This window comes from Spirillospora sp. NPDC047279 (assembly GCF_040643285.1).
Taxonomy (GTDB): Bacteria; Actinomycetota; Actinomycetes; order Streptosporangiales; family Streptosporangiaceae; genus Spirillospora.
Genome location: NZ_JBEYUA010000007.1, coordinates 387,344 through 401,971, shown reverse-complemented (window position 1 = coordinate 401,971; position 14,628 = coordinate 387,344). Strand labels below are relative to the sequence as shown.

Here is a 14,628-nt window from a genome sequence, read left to right as displayed (position 1 = left end):
TTTCCCCCGGATACCGCCCCACCAGCGGCGTGTCACATTCTACAGATAGCTCCCAACAGAAAGTGACATCATGCGACGCTGACGCGTGGCCGACAAAGGCGGCTCAGTCGTCGGGGAGGAGGTGGGTGAACTGGGTGGTGCGGGTGCAGTCTTCGCCTCGGCAGGTGGTGGTGGGGCAGATGAGGGAGATCTTGCAGGCGCCCTGGGAGACGAAGTCGTTCTCGCCTCGGACGAGGATGCCCTCCACCTCGTGGGTGGTGGTGTTGAAGACCGGGGAGCCGCTGTTGCCGCCGTAGGTGTCGAGGTTGGCGACGAAGAAGGCGGACGGGGAGTTGTCGCGGACGGCGGCGCCGTCGGCGACCTTGGTGGGGAGGCCGCTGGGGTGGCCGATGACGTGGACCGGCTCGCCGTCGGGGATCCGGCCTGAGCGGCGGACGCGGACGACGGGGTGGTCGGTGACCTCGCGGTCGATGCGGACGAGGGCCCAGTCGGGGCCGTCGTTGTCGAGCTCGCGGCCGAGGAGTTCGGTGCCCCGGTAGATCTGGGCGTTGTCGATGGTGGTGGCGGCGGTGGCGGCGTCGCGCATGCGGAAGCCGAAGACGAAGCGGATCTGGGTGACGTCGCCGGCGTTGACGCAGTGGCCGGCGGTGGCGATGACGTCGGGGGCGACGAGGAAGCCCGAGCAGAACGCGCCGGTGGGCTGGTCGCGGAACGGCTCGCCCCCGCAGAGGTTCATGCTCTCGCCGAAGTTCTCGGTGGCGAGGGCCGAGGTGCCGTCGGAGTTGTCGGTGATGTCGGCGGACCTGAACAGGGCGACGACGCTGTCGGCGTCGGCGAGGAGGGCGGCGTCGGTGACGCGGAAGACGTCGACGCGGTCGTCCACGCCGTAGATGACCTTCTGTTTGGCGCGGAGGGTGCGGACGATCTCGGCATGGTCGTCGCGCAGGCCCCGCCGGTCCAGCCGGGCGCGGAGTTCTTCGATGGAGAGGTCGTCGAGCTCGGACATCGTGGCCCCCATTCGTCTCGTTCAGATGTAACCCGGGGGCCGGTCGATGTCGATGGCCGTCAGGGTTGGAGCTGGGCGGTGACGTAGCGGACCTGGCCGGGGCAGGTGGGGCTGGTGCCGAGGTTGGGGCCGGGACGCGCGTAGGTCAGGTTGAGGCCGCGGCCGTTGTTCTCCCAGAACTCGGGGGCCTGGAGGGCGCCGTAGGGGTCGCCGCCGTCGGCGCACTTGTGCGGGGTGGCGTCGTGCACGGGTTGTTCGGCCGTCCACGGGCCCCACGGTTCGGGCGAGGTCTGGGCGACGAACTTGTAGGTCTCGGGCCAGTTGTCGGCGACGATGTTGAGGTAGCGGTCGAGGTGCGGGTTGTAGACGATCTGTCCCGCGCCCTTGTCCCATCCGCCCTCGAACAGGCCGGGGACGTCGACGGCGTCCGACTGCTGGGCGCTCCAGGCGGAGCCCGTCCAGAACCTCCATTTCGAACGGTCCTGCAGCTCGGCCAGCGGTGCGCGCGTCAGGGTCGCGGTGGCGTACATGTAGACGTACCCGCGGTCGGCGAACGGGCGGAAGTAGTGCTTGTCGGCGCCCTGGAAGAGGCAGTCGGGATTGCAGGCGCCGGGCGTGTTCCGGGTGACGACGGTGTTGCCGGACGAGACGTCGGCGGCCTTCATCCGGGTCACGCCGATGCCGAGGAACTCGTAACAGGCCCAGCAGCGCTTGTCGATCAGCTTGAGGAAGAAGACCGCGACGTCGCCGTCGGGCAGCGGCACCATGCCGACCTCCCAGAGCGCCATGCGCCAGTTGCAGCCCGGCTGGTCGGGCGGGCAGGCGGGGTTCTGGTTGTAGGCGGTCTCGGCGGCGTTGTACGGGATGAACTGCGGCGGGCAGCCGTTGGCGTCCACCATCTCGGTGGTCCACGCGGGCCCGGTCGCGCCCGCGGCGGGGGCGCCGAGCGCCGCGGTGTTGGAGCGCGACGGGCAGCCGCCGGTGTTGAGGCTGTCGGAGAAGTTCCACACCGTCCGGCCGGCGATGGGAGAGGTCGACCCGCCGTCCCGGAACGCGATCTTCGGCGCCTGGCCGACCACCGTGTCGTCGGCCACGCTGCCGGGCACGATCCCGAACGGCCTGCCGGGAAGGTCCTGCGAGCAGCCGGACTGCCTGGTCAGGGACTGCGCGGTGGTGCTCGGCGCGTTGGTGCGGGGTTCGCCGATGCCCCGGTCGGTGAAGCAGAGCTTGTCGATGCGCATCGAACGGGTGCCGGTGCACGCGCCGGTGGCCGGGCACGACCCGCCGGGCAGGCCGTCGTAGGCCAGCCACTGGTGCGTCCCGTCGCTGAACACCTGCGGGCCGCTCGGGCTGTCGGCCTGTGCCGTGCCGCCGATCCAGCCGCCGAACCGCGTCTGCCGGCGGCAGTCGTTGACCACGCCGAATCCCTGCGTGCACGTGGTCCAGCCGATGGCGCGGCCCTTGGTGCCGGCCGGGCCGCCCGCGAACAGCAGGTAGATCCTGCCGTCGGCGGTCAGGGTGATCGCCGGGCGCTCCACGACGCCCTGGTGCCACCAGCCGGGGTTGGCCTTGTAGAGCAGGAAGGGCGCACCGGAGAGGGACAGCCCGTCGGCGCTGAGGACCTGGTTGTAGATGCCGGCGTCGGTGCCCTTCTTGACGTAGACCAGTTCCTGGATCGGCGCGTCGGCGGGCAGCGGCACCGCGCTGGGGTCCGTCGCGCCGCCCTGCGGGCAGATCAGCGGCTCGGCCGCTCCGGTGAACGGTCCCGCGGGCCCGGCGGCGGTCGCCGCACCGATGCACGTGGCGCCGGTGGTCTTGTGCGTACCGCTGAAGTACATGACGTACCGGCTCGCCGCCGGGTTGCCCGGGATGTGCCGGACCGACGGCGAACGGAACTTCCAGCCGGACGAGACGTCGGCCCACGATCCGGCCTGCGCGGTGGGCAGCACGTTGCCGACCTGGGTCCAGGTGACCAGGTCCGTCGACGACAGCGCCAGCACGGGGAACGGCACGTAGTAGTCGAAGCCGCTGACGTAGGCGTAGTACGTCGACCCCGACTTCATGACGGACGGGTTGGCCGACAACCCGGTCACCACGGGGTTGGTGTAGGTCGTGGCGGCGGCCTGAGCCGGGGCCGCCGCCACCGTCTCCGTCTCCGCCGCCGTCGCCCGGCCGGGCAGGGCCAGCGCGCACAACGCCAGGACCAGCAGCGGCACCACCGAGAGCCGCGTTCGTGTCGCCGAGGGTTTCACGGGGCCTCCCAGTGGCCGGACGAACCGTCACGCGGTCCGCGTGCCGCGAGAGTAAATCCGCCAGCAATCACTGGCTAGAATCCGTCCGCGGACTGGCCGCCACCGGCCACCGGGATCGTGCGCCGCGACGCGCGCCGGGGAGGGCTTGCGGTGGGATTCCGTCGGGGATGGACTGGGATCACCGACGAAGGAGGCAGTGTGGCACGGACGTATCGATCGACCCCGCTCGGCCGGCTGCGTGATCGCTTAATGACGTTCATGCTGGCCAAAGGGGTGGGACCGCCCGGGATCTACCTGCTGACCGTGACGGGGAGGAAGAGCGGGCTCCCACGGACCACGCCCGTCGCGCCGCTGGAGGAGGGCGAGCAGAAGTGGCTGGTCGCCCCGTACGGACCGGACGGATGGGCGCGGAACGCGCGCGCGGCGGGGCGGGTGTCGTTGCGCCGCGGCGGCACGGAGCTCGGCTACACGGTCACCGAGCTGGGCCCCGAGGAGGCGGCGCCGGTCCTGAAGCGCTATCTGGCGGAGCACCCGCGGACGGTGGGACCCTACTTCGACGTGGGCAAGGACGCCGGTCTCGACGCGTTCGCGGCGGAGGCTGATCGCCATCCGGTGTTCCGGCTCACCCGCGCGGACGGCGCGAACTTTTAGGGCGGATCGGTAAGGCCAACGGGTAGGGGTGCGATGAGCACGGGGCGGATGACCCGGGGTGCGGATGGGTGAGGCGCGCATGGGCAAGGTCAAGCGGCTGCCGCGCAAGATCTACGACCAGGAGCTCTACCGGCTCCAGAGCGAGCTGGTGGACCTCCAGGAGTGGGTGCGCACCGAGGGCGCCCGGGTCGTGGTGGTGTTCGAGGGACGGGACGCGGCGGGCAAGGGCGGCGCGATCAAGCGGGTGACCGAGCGGCTCAACCCGCGGGTCGCCCGGATCGCGGCGCTGCCCAAGCCGACCGAGCGCGAACGGACCGAGTGGTACTTCCAGCGGTACGTCGCGCATCTGCCCGCGGCCGGGGAGATCGTGCTGTTCGACCGGTCCTGGTACAACCGCGCCGGGGTCGAGCGGGTCATGGGGTTCTGCACGCAGCAGGAGTACACGCGCTTCCTGCACCAGTGCCCGATCTTCGAACGGATGCTGGTCGAGGAAGGGATCCTGCTGCGCAAGTACTGGTTCTCGGTGAGCGACCGCGAGCAGCAGCGCCGCTTCCAGAGCCGGCTCGACGACCCGATGCGCCGCTGGAAGTTGTCCCCGATGGACCTCGAGTCGATCACCCGCTGGGAGGACTACTCGCGCGCCAAGGACGAGATGATGGTGCACACCGACCTGCCCGAGGCGCCGTGGCACGTGGTGGAGAGCGACGACAAGCGGAGCGCGCGCATCAACATGATCGCCCATCTGCTGTCCAGCATCCCGTACACGACGGTGAAGCAGGAGCGGATCAAGCTGCCGGAGCGGCCGCCGCCCAAGGGCTACGAACGTTCGCCGCGCGACGTGCAGACCTATGTCCCCGACCACTCCGCCACCCTGACCGGGTGAGAAGGTTGGCGTCCCCAATGAAATAGGGTTATCGTTGGCCGTGCCAATATAGGTTCTACCAACGGTTGGGACGTCATGGACGCACGGATTCAGGAACTCGCGGACCGCAGCGAGATCACGCAGCTGGTCTACCGGACCTATCGCTGGCTGGACGAGGGCATCGGCGAGCCCTCGTCGGTCTTCGCCCAGGACGCCACGGCCGACACGCCGGGCGGGCAGGTGGCGGGCATCGACGCGGTGGTGGCGCTGGCGACCCGCAACCACTCCCCCGACAAGAGGGTGCACCACCTGCTCACCAACGTGCTGGTCGACGTGGACGGCGACCGCGCCGTGGTGCACTCCAACGCGATGGTCACCTTCGCTCCGGGCGAGGCCGCGCCGGGCGCCCTGGCGGCAGAGGCGGAGTTCCAGCTCGGCGGGCGCTCCCGCTGGGACGCGGTCCGCACGGCGGACGGCTGGCGGCTCTCCACGATCAAGCACTGGACGGTCTGGTCGTCCGGGTCGCAGGAGGCGGCGGCCCCGGCCGCGCCACCGGCGGCGTCCTAGTCGTCGACCCAGCCGTGGCGGCGGGCGGTGCCGAGGAGGCTGCCGCGCAGCTGGACGATCTGGCGGCCGGTCAGCTCGGGCACGGCGTCCAGGAGCAGCTCGGTGAGCTCCTGCTGGAACTCGCGGGTGGACAGCACGTCGCACAGCACGTCGTCGTCATCGGGACCCACGCCGTCGGGCGTGCCCCGGCTCGACGTGGACGGCGGCGCGGCGTCGCCGTCCAGCCGGCGCACGGCGAAGGCCTTGAGCCCGCGGTCGCTCTCGGCGACCTCGAACTCGACCAGCGTGCCCGGGCTGAAGAGCGCCTTGTCGTCCAGCAGCTCGTTGGCGTGGACGAAGACGTCGGGACCGCCACTATCGGGCACGATGAAGCCGTATCCACGGACCTCATCGAAACGCAGCACCCTGCCTGACTCCACCGCACAGCCTCCACCGCAATACTCGAACCTCGGGGAACTGTACCGCGCCGGACCGCGGGGGGCCACGAGGACGCCCCAGGGGGATGGGCTTGACCTGGCCGAACACGGCCCGTCAATGCCGCGCGGCAACGATCCGTCAGTGCCGCAGGGCGTGGTGGTCGCGGTGCGGGAACGGGTCGGCGTGCACGGTCGCGGCGACCAGGCGCGGGATCGCGTGGACGAGGGCGTGCTCGGACGCGACGGCGACCCGGTGCGCCGCGGCGGCGGTGATGGCGGGGTCGACGACGACGTCGCACTCCGCCCGCAGCCGGTGGCCGATCCAGCGCATCCGCACCTGACCCACGTCCAGCACCCCGGCGGTGGCGCGCAGCGCGCTCTCGGCGCGGTCGACCAGCGCGGGGTCGACCGCGTCCATCAGCCGCCCGTAGACCTCGCGGGCGGCCTGCCGCAGGACGACCAGGATCGCGACCGTGATGAGCAGGCCGACGAGCGGGTCGGCCTGGCGCCAGCCCGCCGCGACCCCGGCCGCGCCGGCCAGCACCGCCAGCGAGGTGAACCCGTCCGTGCGGGCGTGCAGGCCGTCGGCGACCAGCGCGGCGGAGCCGATCCGGCGGCCGACGCGGATCCGGTAGCGGGCGACCAGCTCGTTCCCGGCGAACCCCGCCAGGGCCGCCGCGGCGACCGCGCCGAGATCGGTGACGTCGCGCGGGTGGAGCAGGCGGTCGAACGCGGTGTACGCGGTGGCGGCGGCCGACGCGGCGATCGTCAGCACGATCACCACGCCGGCCAAATCCTCGGCGCGGCCGTACCCGTAGGTGTAGCGGCGGGTCGGCGCGCGGCGGCCGAGCAGGAACGCGATGCCGAGCGGCACGGCGGTGAGGGCGTCGGCCCCGTTGTGCAGGGTGTCGCCGAGCAGCGCCACCGAGCCCGACAGGGCGACCACGGCGCCCTGGACCACGGTGGTCGCGCCGAGCACCGCGAGGGAGATCCACAGGCAGCGCATGCCCTCGGCGGAGGACTCGAGCGCGCCGTCGACCTTGTCGGCCGCCTCGTGCGAGTGCGGGCGCATCAGGTGACGGAATCCGTGGTGGTGGTGCTCGCCCATGACCGCATCATGGCCGGAATATCCCGCTGCGGCATCTCGACAGGTGCGCAGCGGACGCTCCTGCGGGACGCCGCTCTTGCGACCGCTGCGCAACGGACGGTCTCCCCTGGTCAGAGCCCATGGACGCGTCACGCGGCCGGGTCAGGCGCCCGGCGCCAGGCGGCCCACGCCGGGGAGGAACCGGCCGACCCTCGCCGAGTACCGGGCGTAGGCGGCGCCGTGGACGCGCCGCAGGTACGGCTCCTCGATCACGCGGACCTGGAGCTGCACCATCGTGATCATCAAGACCAGGCCCGCCACGGAGAACGGGTTGGGCGTCATGGCCGCCAGCCCGGCCGCGGTCACGCCCATGGCGGTGAAGATGGGGTTGCGCGCCAGCGCGAAGGCCCCGGTGGTGACCAGGTAGGTGCTCTCGCGTTCGTCCACGCCCACGCGCCAGGACGCTCCCATCGACCACTGGGCGGCGACCGTGGCGGCCACGCCGCACAGCGCCACCGCCAGCCCGGCGCCCCGGACCGTCGGCCGGTCCAGGACTCCGATCGCGTCCAGGCCGGCCAGTTCGGCGACCGGCCCGGCGACGCCGGCGAGGGCGGCCCCGACGAAGAGCGCACGGACCCACGGGGGGCCGCCGCGGAACCCGGCGTCGCCCGTCCGGCGCCACTGCACCCAGGCACGGAGCCCGAACGCCAGCGACGCCCAGACCAGATAGATCGACAATGCGGACACGGCCACGATGACCTCCTGCGGCTAGGGTTGACCTCGGTACGATTGTGAGCAATTGCTCGGTTTCTTGGCTACTCGCTTTCGCCCAGGTCGGAGGAGGTCGCGGGACCGTGCCGGACAGGAGGCTGCGCCCCAGGAAGGCGCCCGGTCAGCAACGTGCCGTCGAGACGCGGGAGCGGCTGCTGGCCGCGGCTGCTCGCGTTTTCTCCGAGCACGGGTACGCGGCGGGCACCACCAACCGCATCGCCGAGGCGGCGGGGCACTCGATCGGCTCGCTCTACCAGTACTTCCCCAACAAGGACGCGATCCTGGTCGAGTTGGCCACCGCGCACGCCCGCGAGGGCATCGCGGCCATCGAGCGGCATCTGGACGGCGGCCCGCTGCCCGAACGGCTGGAGGACAAGATCCGGCTGTTCGTGCGCGCGGCCGTCGACAACCACCGGGACGATCCGGCCCTGCACCGGGTGCTGTTCGAGCAGGCGCCCCGGCCGCCCGAGCTGCTGGCGTTCCTGCACGCGGCGGAGGAGCGGGGCATCGCGGCGGTGCGCGTCCTCCTCGCCGCCGAGCCCCGGGTGACCGTCGCCGACGTGCCGATGGCCGCGCGGATCGTCGTGAACGCGGTCGAGTCGCTCGTCCACCGTTTCTTCACCCAGGAGCGCCCGGCGGACGTGGAGCGGTTCGAGAACGAAGTGGTCGACATGTTGTCCCGGTATCTGACGGGCTAGCGTTCAGGCATGCTTCATGTCGGATGCGCACAGTGGACGCACGCGCCGTGGAACGGACGGTTCCTGCCGCAGCGCCCCAAGGAGCGGCTGCGCTCCTACGCGACCTGGTGCAACGCGGTCGAGGGCAACACCACGTTCTACGCCACGCCGAGCCGGAGCACGGTCGAGACGTGGGCCGAGCAGACCGATCCCGACTTCCGGTTCGTGGTGAAGCTGCCCAAGTCGATCACGCATGAGCGGCGGCTGAACGGGATCGACGAGGAGCTGCGCGCGTTCCTGGCGGCGGTCGAGCCGCTCGGCCCGCGCAACCACGCGGTGTGGGTGCAGCTGCCCGGCTCGTTCACGCCGGCCGACGTGGGCGGCCTGGCCGCGTTCCTGCGCCGGCTCCCCCGCACCCACCGGTACGCCGTCGAGGTGCGGCACCGGGCGTTCTTCGAGGAACGCGGCGCGCGCCCGCTGGAGCGGGTCCTGAGCGAGCTGGACGTCGAGTGGGTGCCGTTCGACACGGTGACGATGTTCCAGAGCCCGCCGACCACCGACGCCGAACGTGAGGCCTGGACGCGCAAGCCCCGGGTGCCGCGGCGGTCGCGCGCGCTGACCGGCCGGCCGATCGTGCGCTATCTCGGCCGCGACGACGCGGCCCGCACGGTCGAGGGCTGGCGGTTCTGGGTGGACGTGGTCGCCGGCTGGTTGCGGGAGGGCCGTTCGCCGACGTTCTTCGTGCACACCCCCGACAACGCCGAGGCGCTGGACCTGGCGCGGCGTTTCCACGCGGAGGTCGCGGAGCGGGTGCCGGGGCTGCCGCCGCTCCCCGAGCCCGAGCCGGCCGAGCCCCCGGCGCTGTTCTGAACGCGAGAACGGGCGGCCCTCCTCCGGCAGGATGGGAGGGCCGCCCGAGCGGGGCCGGCCGCGAGGTCTCCGGACCGCTGGAGATCTCTACGCGGTCAGTAGACCTCGACGCCGTAGACGCTCAGCGCCTCACTGACGGGCTGGAAGAAGGTCTCGCCGCCGGACGTGCAGTTGCCGCTGCCGCCCGAGGTGAGGCCGAGGGCGGTGCCGCCGGCGAACAGCGCGCCGCCGCTGTCTCCGGGCTCGGCGCAGACCGTGGTCTGGATGAGCCCCTCGACGGTGCCCTCCTGGTACTGCACGGTCGCGTCGAGGCCGGTGACCTCGCCGTCGTGCACCTGGGTGGTGCTGCCGCTGCGGGTGACGGCCTGCCCGACGGTGGGGTCGCCGGCGCCGGTGATGTCCTGGGTGCCGCCGCCGTAGAGGCTGACGACGCCCTGGGTGTCGGCCGGCGCGGCGTCGTACTTGACGATGGCGTAGTCGTCGCCGGGGAAGCTGCTGCCGGTCGCGTCCCCGAGCTTCTGGGTCTGGCCCTGGTCGGCGAACCAGCTGGGGCCCGCCAGCGCGACGCAATGGCCCGCGGTCAGGAAGAAGAACTCGCTGCCCTTCTTGACGTTGAAGCCCAGCGAGCACCGGCCGCCCGAGGTGTAGATGGGCTCGCCGCCGGCCGTGAACATCCGGTACTCGCCCGCCGACTGCCGGACGCGGACGGCCGCGCCGTACTTGGCGGCGGACTTCCTGAGCTTGGCCAGCCCCGCCTTGCCGACGGTGCGGTCGGCGGAGAAGACCACCTGGTTGGCGGCGGTGTCGATGGACAGCGCGGTGCCGTCCACCATGCCGCCCTTGAGCGCGTTCTTGATCTTCTTCAGGTCGGAGCCGCTGCGGGTGACCTGCTTGGGCACGGCGCCGGCGGCCCGGACCGTGGCGGCGGCGTCCGCGTCGGTGACGGTCACGACCGTGCGGCCGGTGGAACCGTCGACGTAGGCGCCGCCGGAGCGGGCGCCGAGCTGCGCGGCCAGGGCGGTGTGCGCGGCATTGGTCTGGGCGGCGGTCGTCCGGGCCGGGGCGGCGGGAGCGGCGGGAGCGGCCTGGACGGCGGGAGCGGCGGCGAGAGCGGTGGCCGCGAGCCCGGTGGCGGCGGCGATGGCGGTCGTACGGCGGGTGTACACGGAGGAACCTCCAGCGGGGGGCGAACGACGGCCGGGCGCGCGAAGGCACGGCGACGCGCGTCCGGCGAGGGGAGCGATCGGCTTGACACTGGGGAACGCGCTGGGGAGCGACGGCGTCGGGCGCCGACGGCGAGCGCGCGACCTCGGCTTATATGCCGGGTCCGCCAGAACGGGTGAGGCTCTCCACGATCCGGATCGGCGCGGCCTCGGGTCTGGGCTTGCTCATCTACACGTGCCTCCTGGGAGCGAGGACCCCCGCACCTCTCTGTGCGAGGGGAACGTGAAGCACGCTCACGATGAAACATTTGGCCCTAAAACGACGCAAGGGCCTCAAAGCACTTAGCGGCCCAAGTGTCCGGATGCGGACACGACAGCAGGTAAACCCTCCTGTCATGCCGAGCGTCGTGGTACTCGCGCGCGAAGCGCGCCCGGCGATCCCCATCCCCCCGCCCGCCGGACCCCACGGCAAGCACAAGAGAATGGCACCGTTGGACAAATTACGCCATTCTTTGTGTTCGACTGCATATTGTCTGACTTCCGGGTATGAACCCACTGTTCGTTCACGTAACGTTCGGGGGGAGAACATCGTGAGTCAGGGCAACGGACAGACCACGACCAAGGATCGTTCCAGCTCAGGAGTGCCGCGCCAGCCGGCCACCGAGACCTCAGGAAGCACTTCCGGAGGCCTTTCCAAGGCCAAGCCGGAAGGGCTCGCATCCGACAACGGGCGCACGTCCATCGCCGATGGCGTCGTCGCGAAAATCGCCGGAATGGCGGCCCGCGAGATCGGCGGGGTGTACGCCATGGGCGCGGGCATGGGCCGCACCATGGGCGCGATGCGCGAGCACATCCCGGGCATGGGCAAGAGCGTCGCGCAGGGCGTCGCGGTGGAGGTCGGCGAACGCCAGGCGGCCGTCGACATCGACCTCGTCGTCGAGTACGGCGTGGCCATCCCGGCGCTCGCCCAGGCCGTGCGGGACAACGTGATCCGGTCCGTCGAGCGCATGTGCGGGCTGGACGTCGTCGAGGTCAACATCGCCGTCGACGACATCCACCTGCCCGACGACGACCAGAACGACGATGACGCCGACGCCGACAGGGAGCCGCGGGTCCAATGACCGCGGTGGACGCGCCGTCGGCCGGCGACCTTGCCGAGCGGATCGCCGCGGCCGCCGCGGGTTGTGACGGCGTGGTCCGGCTGTCGGCCGCCGAGGCGACCGTCACCTACCGGCGGGGGCTGCCGCTCCGCGGCGTCGCCGTGCACGGCGACGAGATCGCCGTGGGCGTGGTCGTGACGCTCGACCGGCCGGTCACCGAGACCGCCGACGCGGTCGCGGCGGCCGTCGCGCCGCTCGCCGGCGACCGGCCGGTGCACGTGATCGTCGGTGACGTGGTCGCCGGCGAGGGAGGAGAAGACGATGCGTGACTTCAAGATCTGGCCGCTGGCCGGGCTCGGGTACGGGACCGTGCTCGGCCTGGCCGCGGGGTTCGGCGGGTTCGGCGCGTTCATCGCCGTCCTGGTCTTCGGGATCCTCGGCTTCCTCGCGGGCCGCGTGATCGAGGGCGAGCTCGACCTGAGCGGGCTCTTCGGCTCGGCGAACCAGCGCGGGAGGTCCTCGTCATGACCGCCCGGCTCGCCGCCGACCGCGGCACCACCGAGATCTCCGAGCGGGTGCTGGAGGCCATCGCCTCCCGCGCCGCGGCGGAGACTCCCGGGGTCGGCGGCGTCGACGGCGCGGTGCTCGGCGTGCGCGTGGGCGGCCGCCCGCCGCACGCCTCGGCGTCCGCCGACGGCGACGTCGTCAGGCCGCGGGTGCGCGTCTCGGTGGCCTATCCGGCGTCCGTCCGCGAGGTGACCCGGCAGGCGCGCCTGCACATCCAGGAGCGGCTCGGGACGCTGACCGGCCTGCGGGTCGGGCCGGTGGACATCGACGTCGCGGCGCTCACCTCGGAGAAGCCGGCCAGGGGGAGGCGGGTGTCATGACCACCGCCGCGGGACCGCTGCCGAACACGCAGGGACGCGCCGCGACGGCGCCGCCGCGCGAGGCCGACCGCAGTGCCCGCCGGGCCGCCCGCCGGGTCTTCCGGCCCCGCCGCGTCTGGCCCGCGCTGATCGCGGCCATCGCGCTGACCGGCGCCGGCACGGTCGTGGCCGTGGAGGTGATCTCCGGTCTGCTGGACCGGCCCGCGCGGCTCGTCCCGTACGAGCGGTTCACCACCTGGCTCACCGAGACCGCCTGGAACGACGACGTGGTCATGGCGGCGGGCGCCGTGCTGGCGCTGCTCGGCCTGCTCGCGCTGCTGGCGGGCCTGCTGCCCGGGCACACCGGGCTGATCAGGCTGCGCACGGCGGACCCCGACCTCGTCATGGGCGTCACCAAGCGCGGGCTCCGCACCGCGGTCGCCTCGGCCGCCGCCGGCGTCGACATGGTCAGCGGGGTCGAGAGCGTCAAGGCGCGCGGGCGCCGGGTCGTCGTCTCGGTGGCGTCCCCGGTCCGCGAGTCGGGCGACCTCAAGGAACGGGTCCGGGACGCCGTCGGCGCCCGCCTGGACGAACTCGGGACCGAACCGTCCCGCACGGTCACCGTGCGGGTGCGGCACAAGGGGGCGTGAACCATGGACCGCAGGGCCGCGTTCATCAACCGGACCGGGCTGACCTTGGTGGGGCTCCTGCTCCTCGCGGGCGGGGCGGCGATCCTGGCGCGGGCGTTCGGCGCGTGGGGCTCGGGGGCCGCCTCGGAGCCGCTGCTCACGTCCGATCTGCGCGGGTTCCCGCAGACGCACGCGTGGTTCTGGCCCGTGGTGGCCGCCGGCGCCTGCGTCCTGGCCCTGGTGGGCATCGCCTGGCTGCTCGCCCAGGCGCGCAGTGACAAGCTGCCGGGGCTCACGCTCGAACCGGACGACTCGGCCGGCCAGACGAGGGTCTCGGCCCAGGCCGTGACCTCGGCGCTGGAGGACGAGATCGAGGCGCTGCGGGGCGTCCGCGGGGCGCGGGCCCGGCTGCTGGGCGACGGCGGGCATCCGCGGCTGATGCTGAACGTGGCGTACGGGGCGCGCGCCGACCTCGACGCCCTCCGTGCCGGCATCGAGGAGAAGGCGGTGACGCGGCTGCGCGGTTCGCTCGACCTCCGCGCGCTTCCCACCGTCGTCCGGCTGCGCCTGGTCTCCGGCGACGAGCCCCGCACGGTCGCCTGAATCAAACCATCCATCCGGGTAGGCGAGAGGGCATGAAGTTCGGATACACGCTGCTCTGCGAGCAGACACCACCAAAACAGCTGGTCGACGACCTGGTGGGGGCGGAGGAGGCCGGGTTCGACTACTCGGTCATCTCCGACCACTACTTCCCCTGGCTGGAGGAGCAGGGGCACTCGGCCTACGTCTGGTCCGTGCTGGGCGCGCTCGCGCAGGCCACCGACCGGATCCCGCTGATGACGTTCGTGACCTGCCCGATCATGCGGTACCACCCCGCGGTCGTCGCGCAGAAGGCCGCGACGGTGGGGGTGCTCTCCGACGGGCGCTTCACGCTCGGCCTGGGGGCGGGCGAGAACCTCAACGAGCACGTCGTGGGCCGCGGCTGGCCGTCGGCCGACATCCGGCACGAGATGTTCGCGGAGGCCGTCGAGATCATCAAGGCGCTCTTCGGCGGCGACTACGTCAACTACCACGGCAGGCACTACACGGTGGACTCGGCCAAGATCTTCGACCTGCCCGACCGGCCGGTGCCGATCGGGATGGCCGCGGCCGGGCCGCGCGCGGGCCGGCTCGCCGCCGAGCACGCCGACGCCCTCGTCTCCGACCAGCCGCTCGGCGACGTCGTCGAGGTCTTCAAGGCCGGCGGCGGCGAGGGCAAGCCGGTGTACGGGCAGATCCCGGTGTCGTACGGCACCGACCTGGACGAGGCCACCGGACGCGCGCACCGGATCTGGCGCTTCTCCGCGCCGGGCTGGAAGGTCATGGCCGAGCTGCCCGGGCCCAAGGCCTTCGAGGCCGCCGCGCAGACCGTGCGCCCGGAGGACGTGACCGAGGCGGTGCCCTGCGGGGACGACATCGAACGGTACGTGCGGGCCGTCCAGCAGTGGAAGGACGCCGGTTTCACCCACATCTCGTTCTGCCAGACGGGGCCGGACCGGCAGAAGGAGTTCCGCGCGTGGGCGGAGGCCCATCTGCTTCCCGAGCTCCGCGAGCGCTTCGCCTGAATCGCGGCCCCGTCGGCGGGGCCGCGAGGAATGCCGTGTCACGACGGTTACGATCTGTGATCTTGTGGCAGGTAGGTAACGACGATCAGCGAGGCGAGCGGGGGACG

The 14,628-nt window shown here is 72.2% G+C and carries 18 protein-coding genes; 12 read left to right on the top strand and 6 right to left on the bottom strand.

Translation table 11 applies throughout. The features are described from left to right. Positions 1-103 precede the first annotated feature (103 nt). On the bottom strand, positions 104-1,006 hold the full coding sequence (locus ABZ810_RS20615; RefSeq protein WP_358405200.1) for a serine protease: 903 nt from the start codon (positions 1,004-1,006) through the stop codon (positions 104-106). A gap of 59 nt (positions 1,007-1,065) precedes the next feature. Then, positions 1,066-3,258 carry a family 43 glycosylhydrolase gene (locus ABZ810_RS20610; protein ID WP_358405198.1) on the bottom strand — a complete coding sequence of 731 codons (2,193 nt, stop codon included), beginning with the start codon at positions 3,256-3,258 and terminating at the stop codon, positions 1,066-1,068. A gap of 258 nt (positions 3,259-3,516) precedes the next feature. Between ABZ810_RS20610 and ABZ810_RS20605 the strand changes: the two genes are divergently transcribed. From ABZ810_RS20605 to ABZ810_RS20595, 3 genes are all read left to right on the top strand, one after another. Further along, a complete protein-coding gene (locus ABZ810_RS20605; RefSeq protein WP_358405195.1) occupies positions 3,517-3,909 on the top strand; it encodes a nitroreductase family deazaflavin-dependent oxidoreductase in 393 nt (130 codons plus the stop codon). 64 nt (positions 3,910-3,973) lie between these two features. Further along, positions 3,974-4,792, top strand: a complete 819-nt coding sequence (gene ppk2 / locus ABZ810_RS20600; RefSeq protein ID WP_358405192.1) for a polyphosphate kinase 2 — start codon at positions 3,974-3,976, stop codon at positions 4,790-4,792. 75 nt (positions 4,793-4,867) lie between these two features. After that, a complete protein-coding gene (locus tag ABZ810_RS20595) occupies positions 4,868-5,338 on the top strand; it encodes a nuclear transport factor 2 family protein (protein ID WP_358405190.1) in 471 nt (156 codons plus the stop codon). Here ABZ810_RS20595 and ABZ810_RS20590 read toward each other — a convergent pair. The 3 genes from ABZ810_RS20590 to ABZ810_RS20580 all read right to left on the bottom strand — a co-directional run bounded on the left by ABZ810_RS20590 (position 5,335) and on the right by ABZ810_RS20580 (position 7,594). Beyond that, the gene (locus ABZ810_RS20590; RefSeq protein ID WP_358405188.1) at positions 5,335-5,742 is read right to left on the bottom strand and encodes a cold shock domain-containing protein; all 408 of its coding nucleotides are present in this window, start codon (positions 5,740-5,742) and stop codon (positions 5,335-5,337) included. The two genes, ABZ810_RS20595 and ABZ810_RS20590, sit on opposite strands and share 4 nt — an antisense overlap. Before the next feature lie 151 nt (positions 5,743-5,893). Further along, positions 5,894-6,862 (bottom strand): cation diffusion facilitator family transporter, encoded by a 969-nt coding sequence (locus ABZ810_RS20585; protein ID WP_358405185.1) that lies wholly within the window; start codon positions 6,860-6,862, stop codon positions 5,894-5,896. A gap of 141 nt (positions 6,863-7,003) precedes the next feature. Beyond that, entirely contained in the window at positions 7,004-7,594 is a 591-nt protein-coding gene (locus ABZ810_RS20580) for an isoprenylcysteine carboxylmethyltransferase family protein (RefSeq protein WP_358405182.1), read from the bottom strand. A gap of 101 nt (positions 7,595-7,695) precedes the next feature. On the opposite strand from ABZ810_RS20580, the gene ABZ810_RS20575 reads away from it, so the two are divergent. Then, positions 7,696-8,310 carry a TetR/AcrR family transcriptional regulator gene (locus ABZ810_RS20575; RefSeq protein WP_358405180.1) on the top strand — a complete coding sequence of 205 codons (615 nt, stop codon included), beginning with the start codon at positions 7,696-7,698 and terminating at the stop codon, positions 8,308-8,310. A gap of 9 nt (positions 8,311-8,319) precedes the next feature. Beyond that, positions 8,320-9,159 carry a DUF72 domain-containing protein gene (locus tag ABZ810_RS20570; RefSeq protein ID WP_358405177.1) on the top strand — a complete coding sequence of 280 codons (840 nt, stop codon included), beginning with the start codon at positions 8,320-8,322 and terminating at the stop codon, positions 9,157-9,159. A gap of 95 nt (positions 9,160-9,254) precedes the next feature. Here ABZ810_RS20570 and ABZ810_RS20565 read toward each other — a convergent pair whose 3' ends face one another. Then, complete coding sequence (locus tag ABZ810_RS20565) at positions 9,255-10,325, bottom strand: S1 family peptidase (RefSeq protein ID WP_358405174.1); 1,071 nt, start codon at positions 10,323-10,325, stop codon at positions 9,255-9,257. 638 nt (positions 10,326-10,963) lie between these two features. Between ABZ810_RS20565 and ABZ810_RS20560 the strand changes: the two genes are divergently transcribed. The 7 genes from ABZ810_RS20560 to ABZ810_RS20530 are packed head-to-tail and all read left to right on the top strand — an operon-like array spanning position 10,964 to position 14,521. Beyond that, entirely contained in the window at positions 10,964-11,443 is a 480-nt protein-coding gene (locus ABZ810_RS20560) for an Asp23/Gls24 family envelope stress response protein (protein ID WP_358405527.1), read from the top strand. Beyond that, a complete protein-coding gene (locus ABZ810_RS20555; protein WP_358405171.1) occupies positions 11,440-11,751 on the top strand; it encodes a hypothetical protein in 312 nt (103 codons plus the stop codon). The genes ABZ810_RS20560 and ABZ810_RS20555 overlap by 4 nt, the downstream gene beginning before the upstream one ends. Positions 11,752-11,758: 7 nt before the next feature. After that, complete coding sequence (locus tag ABZ810_RS20550) at positions 11,759-11,950, top strand: hypothetical protein (protein WP_358405525.1); 192 nt, start codon at positions 11,759-11,761, stop codon at positions 11,948-11,950. Next, a complete protein-coding gene (locus ABZ810_RS20545; RefSeq protein WP_358405169.1) occupies positions 11,947-12,309 on the top strand; it encodes an Asp23/Gls24 family envelope stress response protein in 363 nt (120 codons plus the stop codon). The genes ABZ810_RS20550 and ABZ810_RS20545 overlap by 4 nt, the downstream gene beginning before the upstream one ends. Further along, positions 12,306-12,938 carry a DUF6286 domain-containing protein gene (locus tag ABZ810_RS20540; RefSeq protein ID WP_358405166.1) on the top strand — a complete coding sequence of 211 codons (633 nt, stop codon included), beginning with the start codon at positions 12,306-12,308 and terminating at the stop codon, positions 12,936-12,938. Before ABZ810_RS20545 ends, ABZ810_RS20540 begins: the two co-directional genes overlap by 4 nt. Before the next feature lie 3 nt (positions 12,939-12,941). Then, positions 12,942-13,520: an alkaline shock response membrane anchor protein AmaP gene (gene amaP / locus ABZ810_RS20535; protein WP_358405164.1), complete on the top strand. Its 579-nt coding sequence runs from the start codon at positions 12,942-12,944 to the stop codon at positions 13,518-13,520. A 32-nt stretch (positions 13,521-13,552) separates the two neighbouring features. After that, positions 13,553-14,521: a TIGR03557 family F420-dependent LLM class oxidoreductase gene (locus tag ABZ810_RS20530; protein ID WP_358405161.1), complete on the top strand. Its 969-nt coding sequence runs from the start codon at positions 13,553-13,555 to the stop codon at positions 14,519-14,521. Positions 14,522-14,628: the final 107 nt, after the last annotated feature.

Bases quoted from the DNA above. Each gene is read 5' to 3' on its own strand.
- ABZ810_RS20615 (WP_358405200.1), bottom strand. From the start codon at position 1,006: ATGTCCGAGCTCGACGACCTCTCCATCGAAGAACTCCGCGCCCGGCTG.
- ABZ810_RS20605 (WP_358405195.1), top strand. From the start codon at position 3,517: ATGCTGGCCAAAGGGGTGGGACCGCCCGGGATCTACCTGCTGACCGTG.
- ppk2 (WP_358405192.1), top strand. From the start codon at position 3,974: ATGGGTGAGGCGCGCATGGGCAAGGTCAAGCGGCTGCCGCGCAAGATC.
- ABZ810_RS20595 (WP_358405190.1), top strand. From the start codon at position 4,868: ATGGACGCACGGATTCAGGAACTCGCGGACCGCAGCGAGATCACGCAG.
- ABZ810_RS20585 (WP_358405185.1), bottom strand. From the start codon at position 6,862: ATGGGCGAGCACCACCACCACGGATTCCGTCACCTGATGCGCCCGCAC.
- ABZ810_RS20570 (WP_358405177.1), top strand. From the start codon at position 8,320: ATGCTTCATGTCGGATGCGCACAGTGGACGCACGCGCCGTGGAACGGA.
- ABZ810_RS20555 (WP_358405171.1), top strand. From the start codon at position 11,440: ATGACCGCGGTGGACGCGCCGTCGGCCGGCGACCTTGCCGAGCGGATC.
- ABZ810_RS20545 (WP_358405169.1), top strand. From the start codon at position 11,947: ATGACCGCCCGGCTCGCCGCCGACCGCGGCACCACCGAGATCTCCGAG.
- ABZ810_RS20540 (WP_358405166.1), top strand. From the start codon at position 12,306: ATGACCACCGCCGCGGGACCGCTGCCGAACACGCAGGGACGCGCCGCG.
- amaP (WP_358405164.1), top strand. From the start codon at position 12,942: ATGGACCGCAGGGCCGCGTTCATCAACCGGACCGGGCTGACCTTGGTG.
- ABZ810_RS20530 (WP_358405161.1), top strand. From the start codon at position 13,553: ATGAAGTTCGGATACACGCTGCTCTGCGAGCAGACACCACCAAAACAG.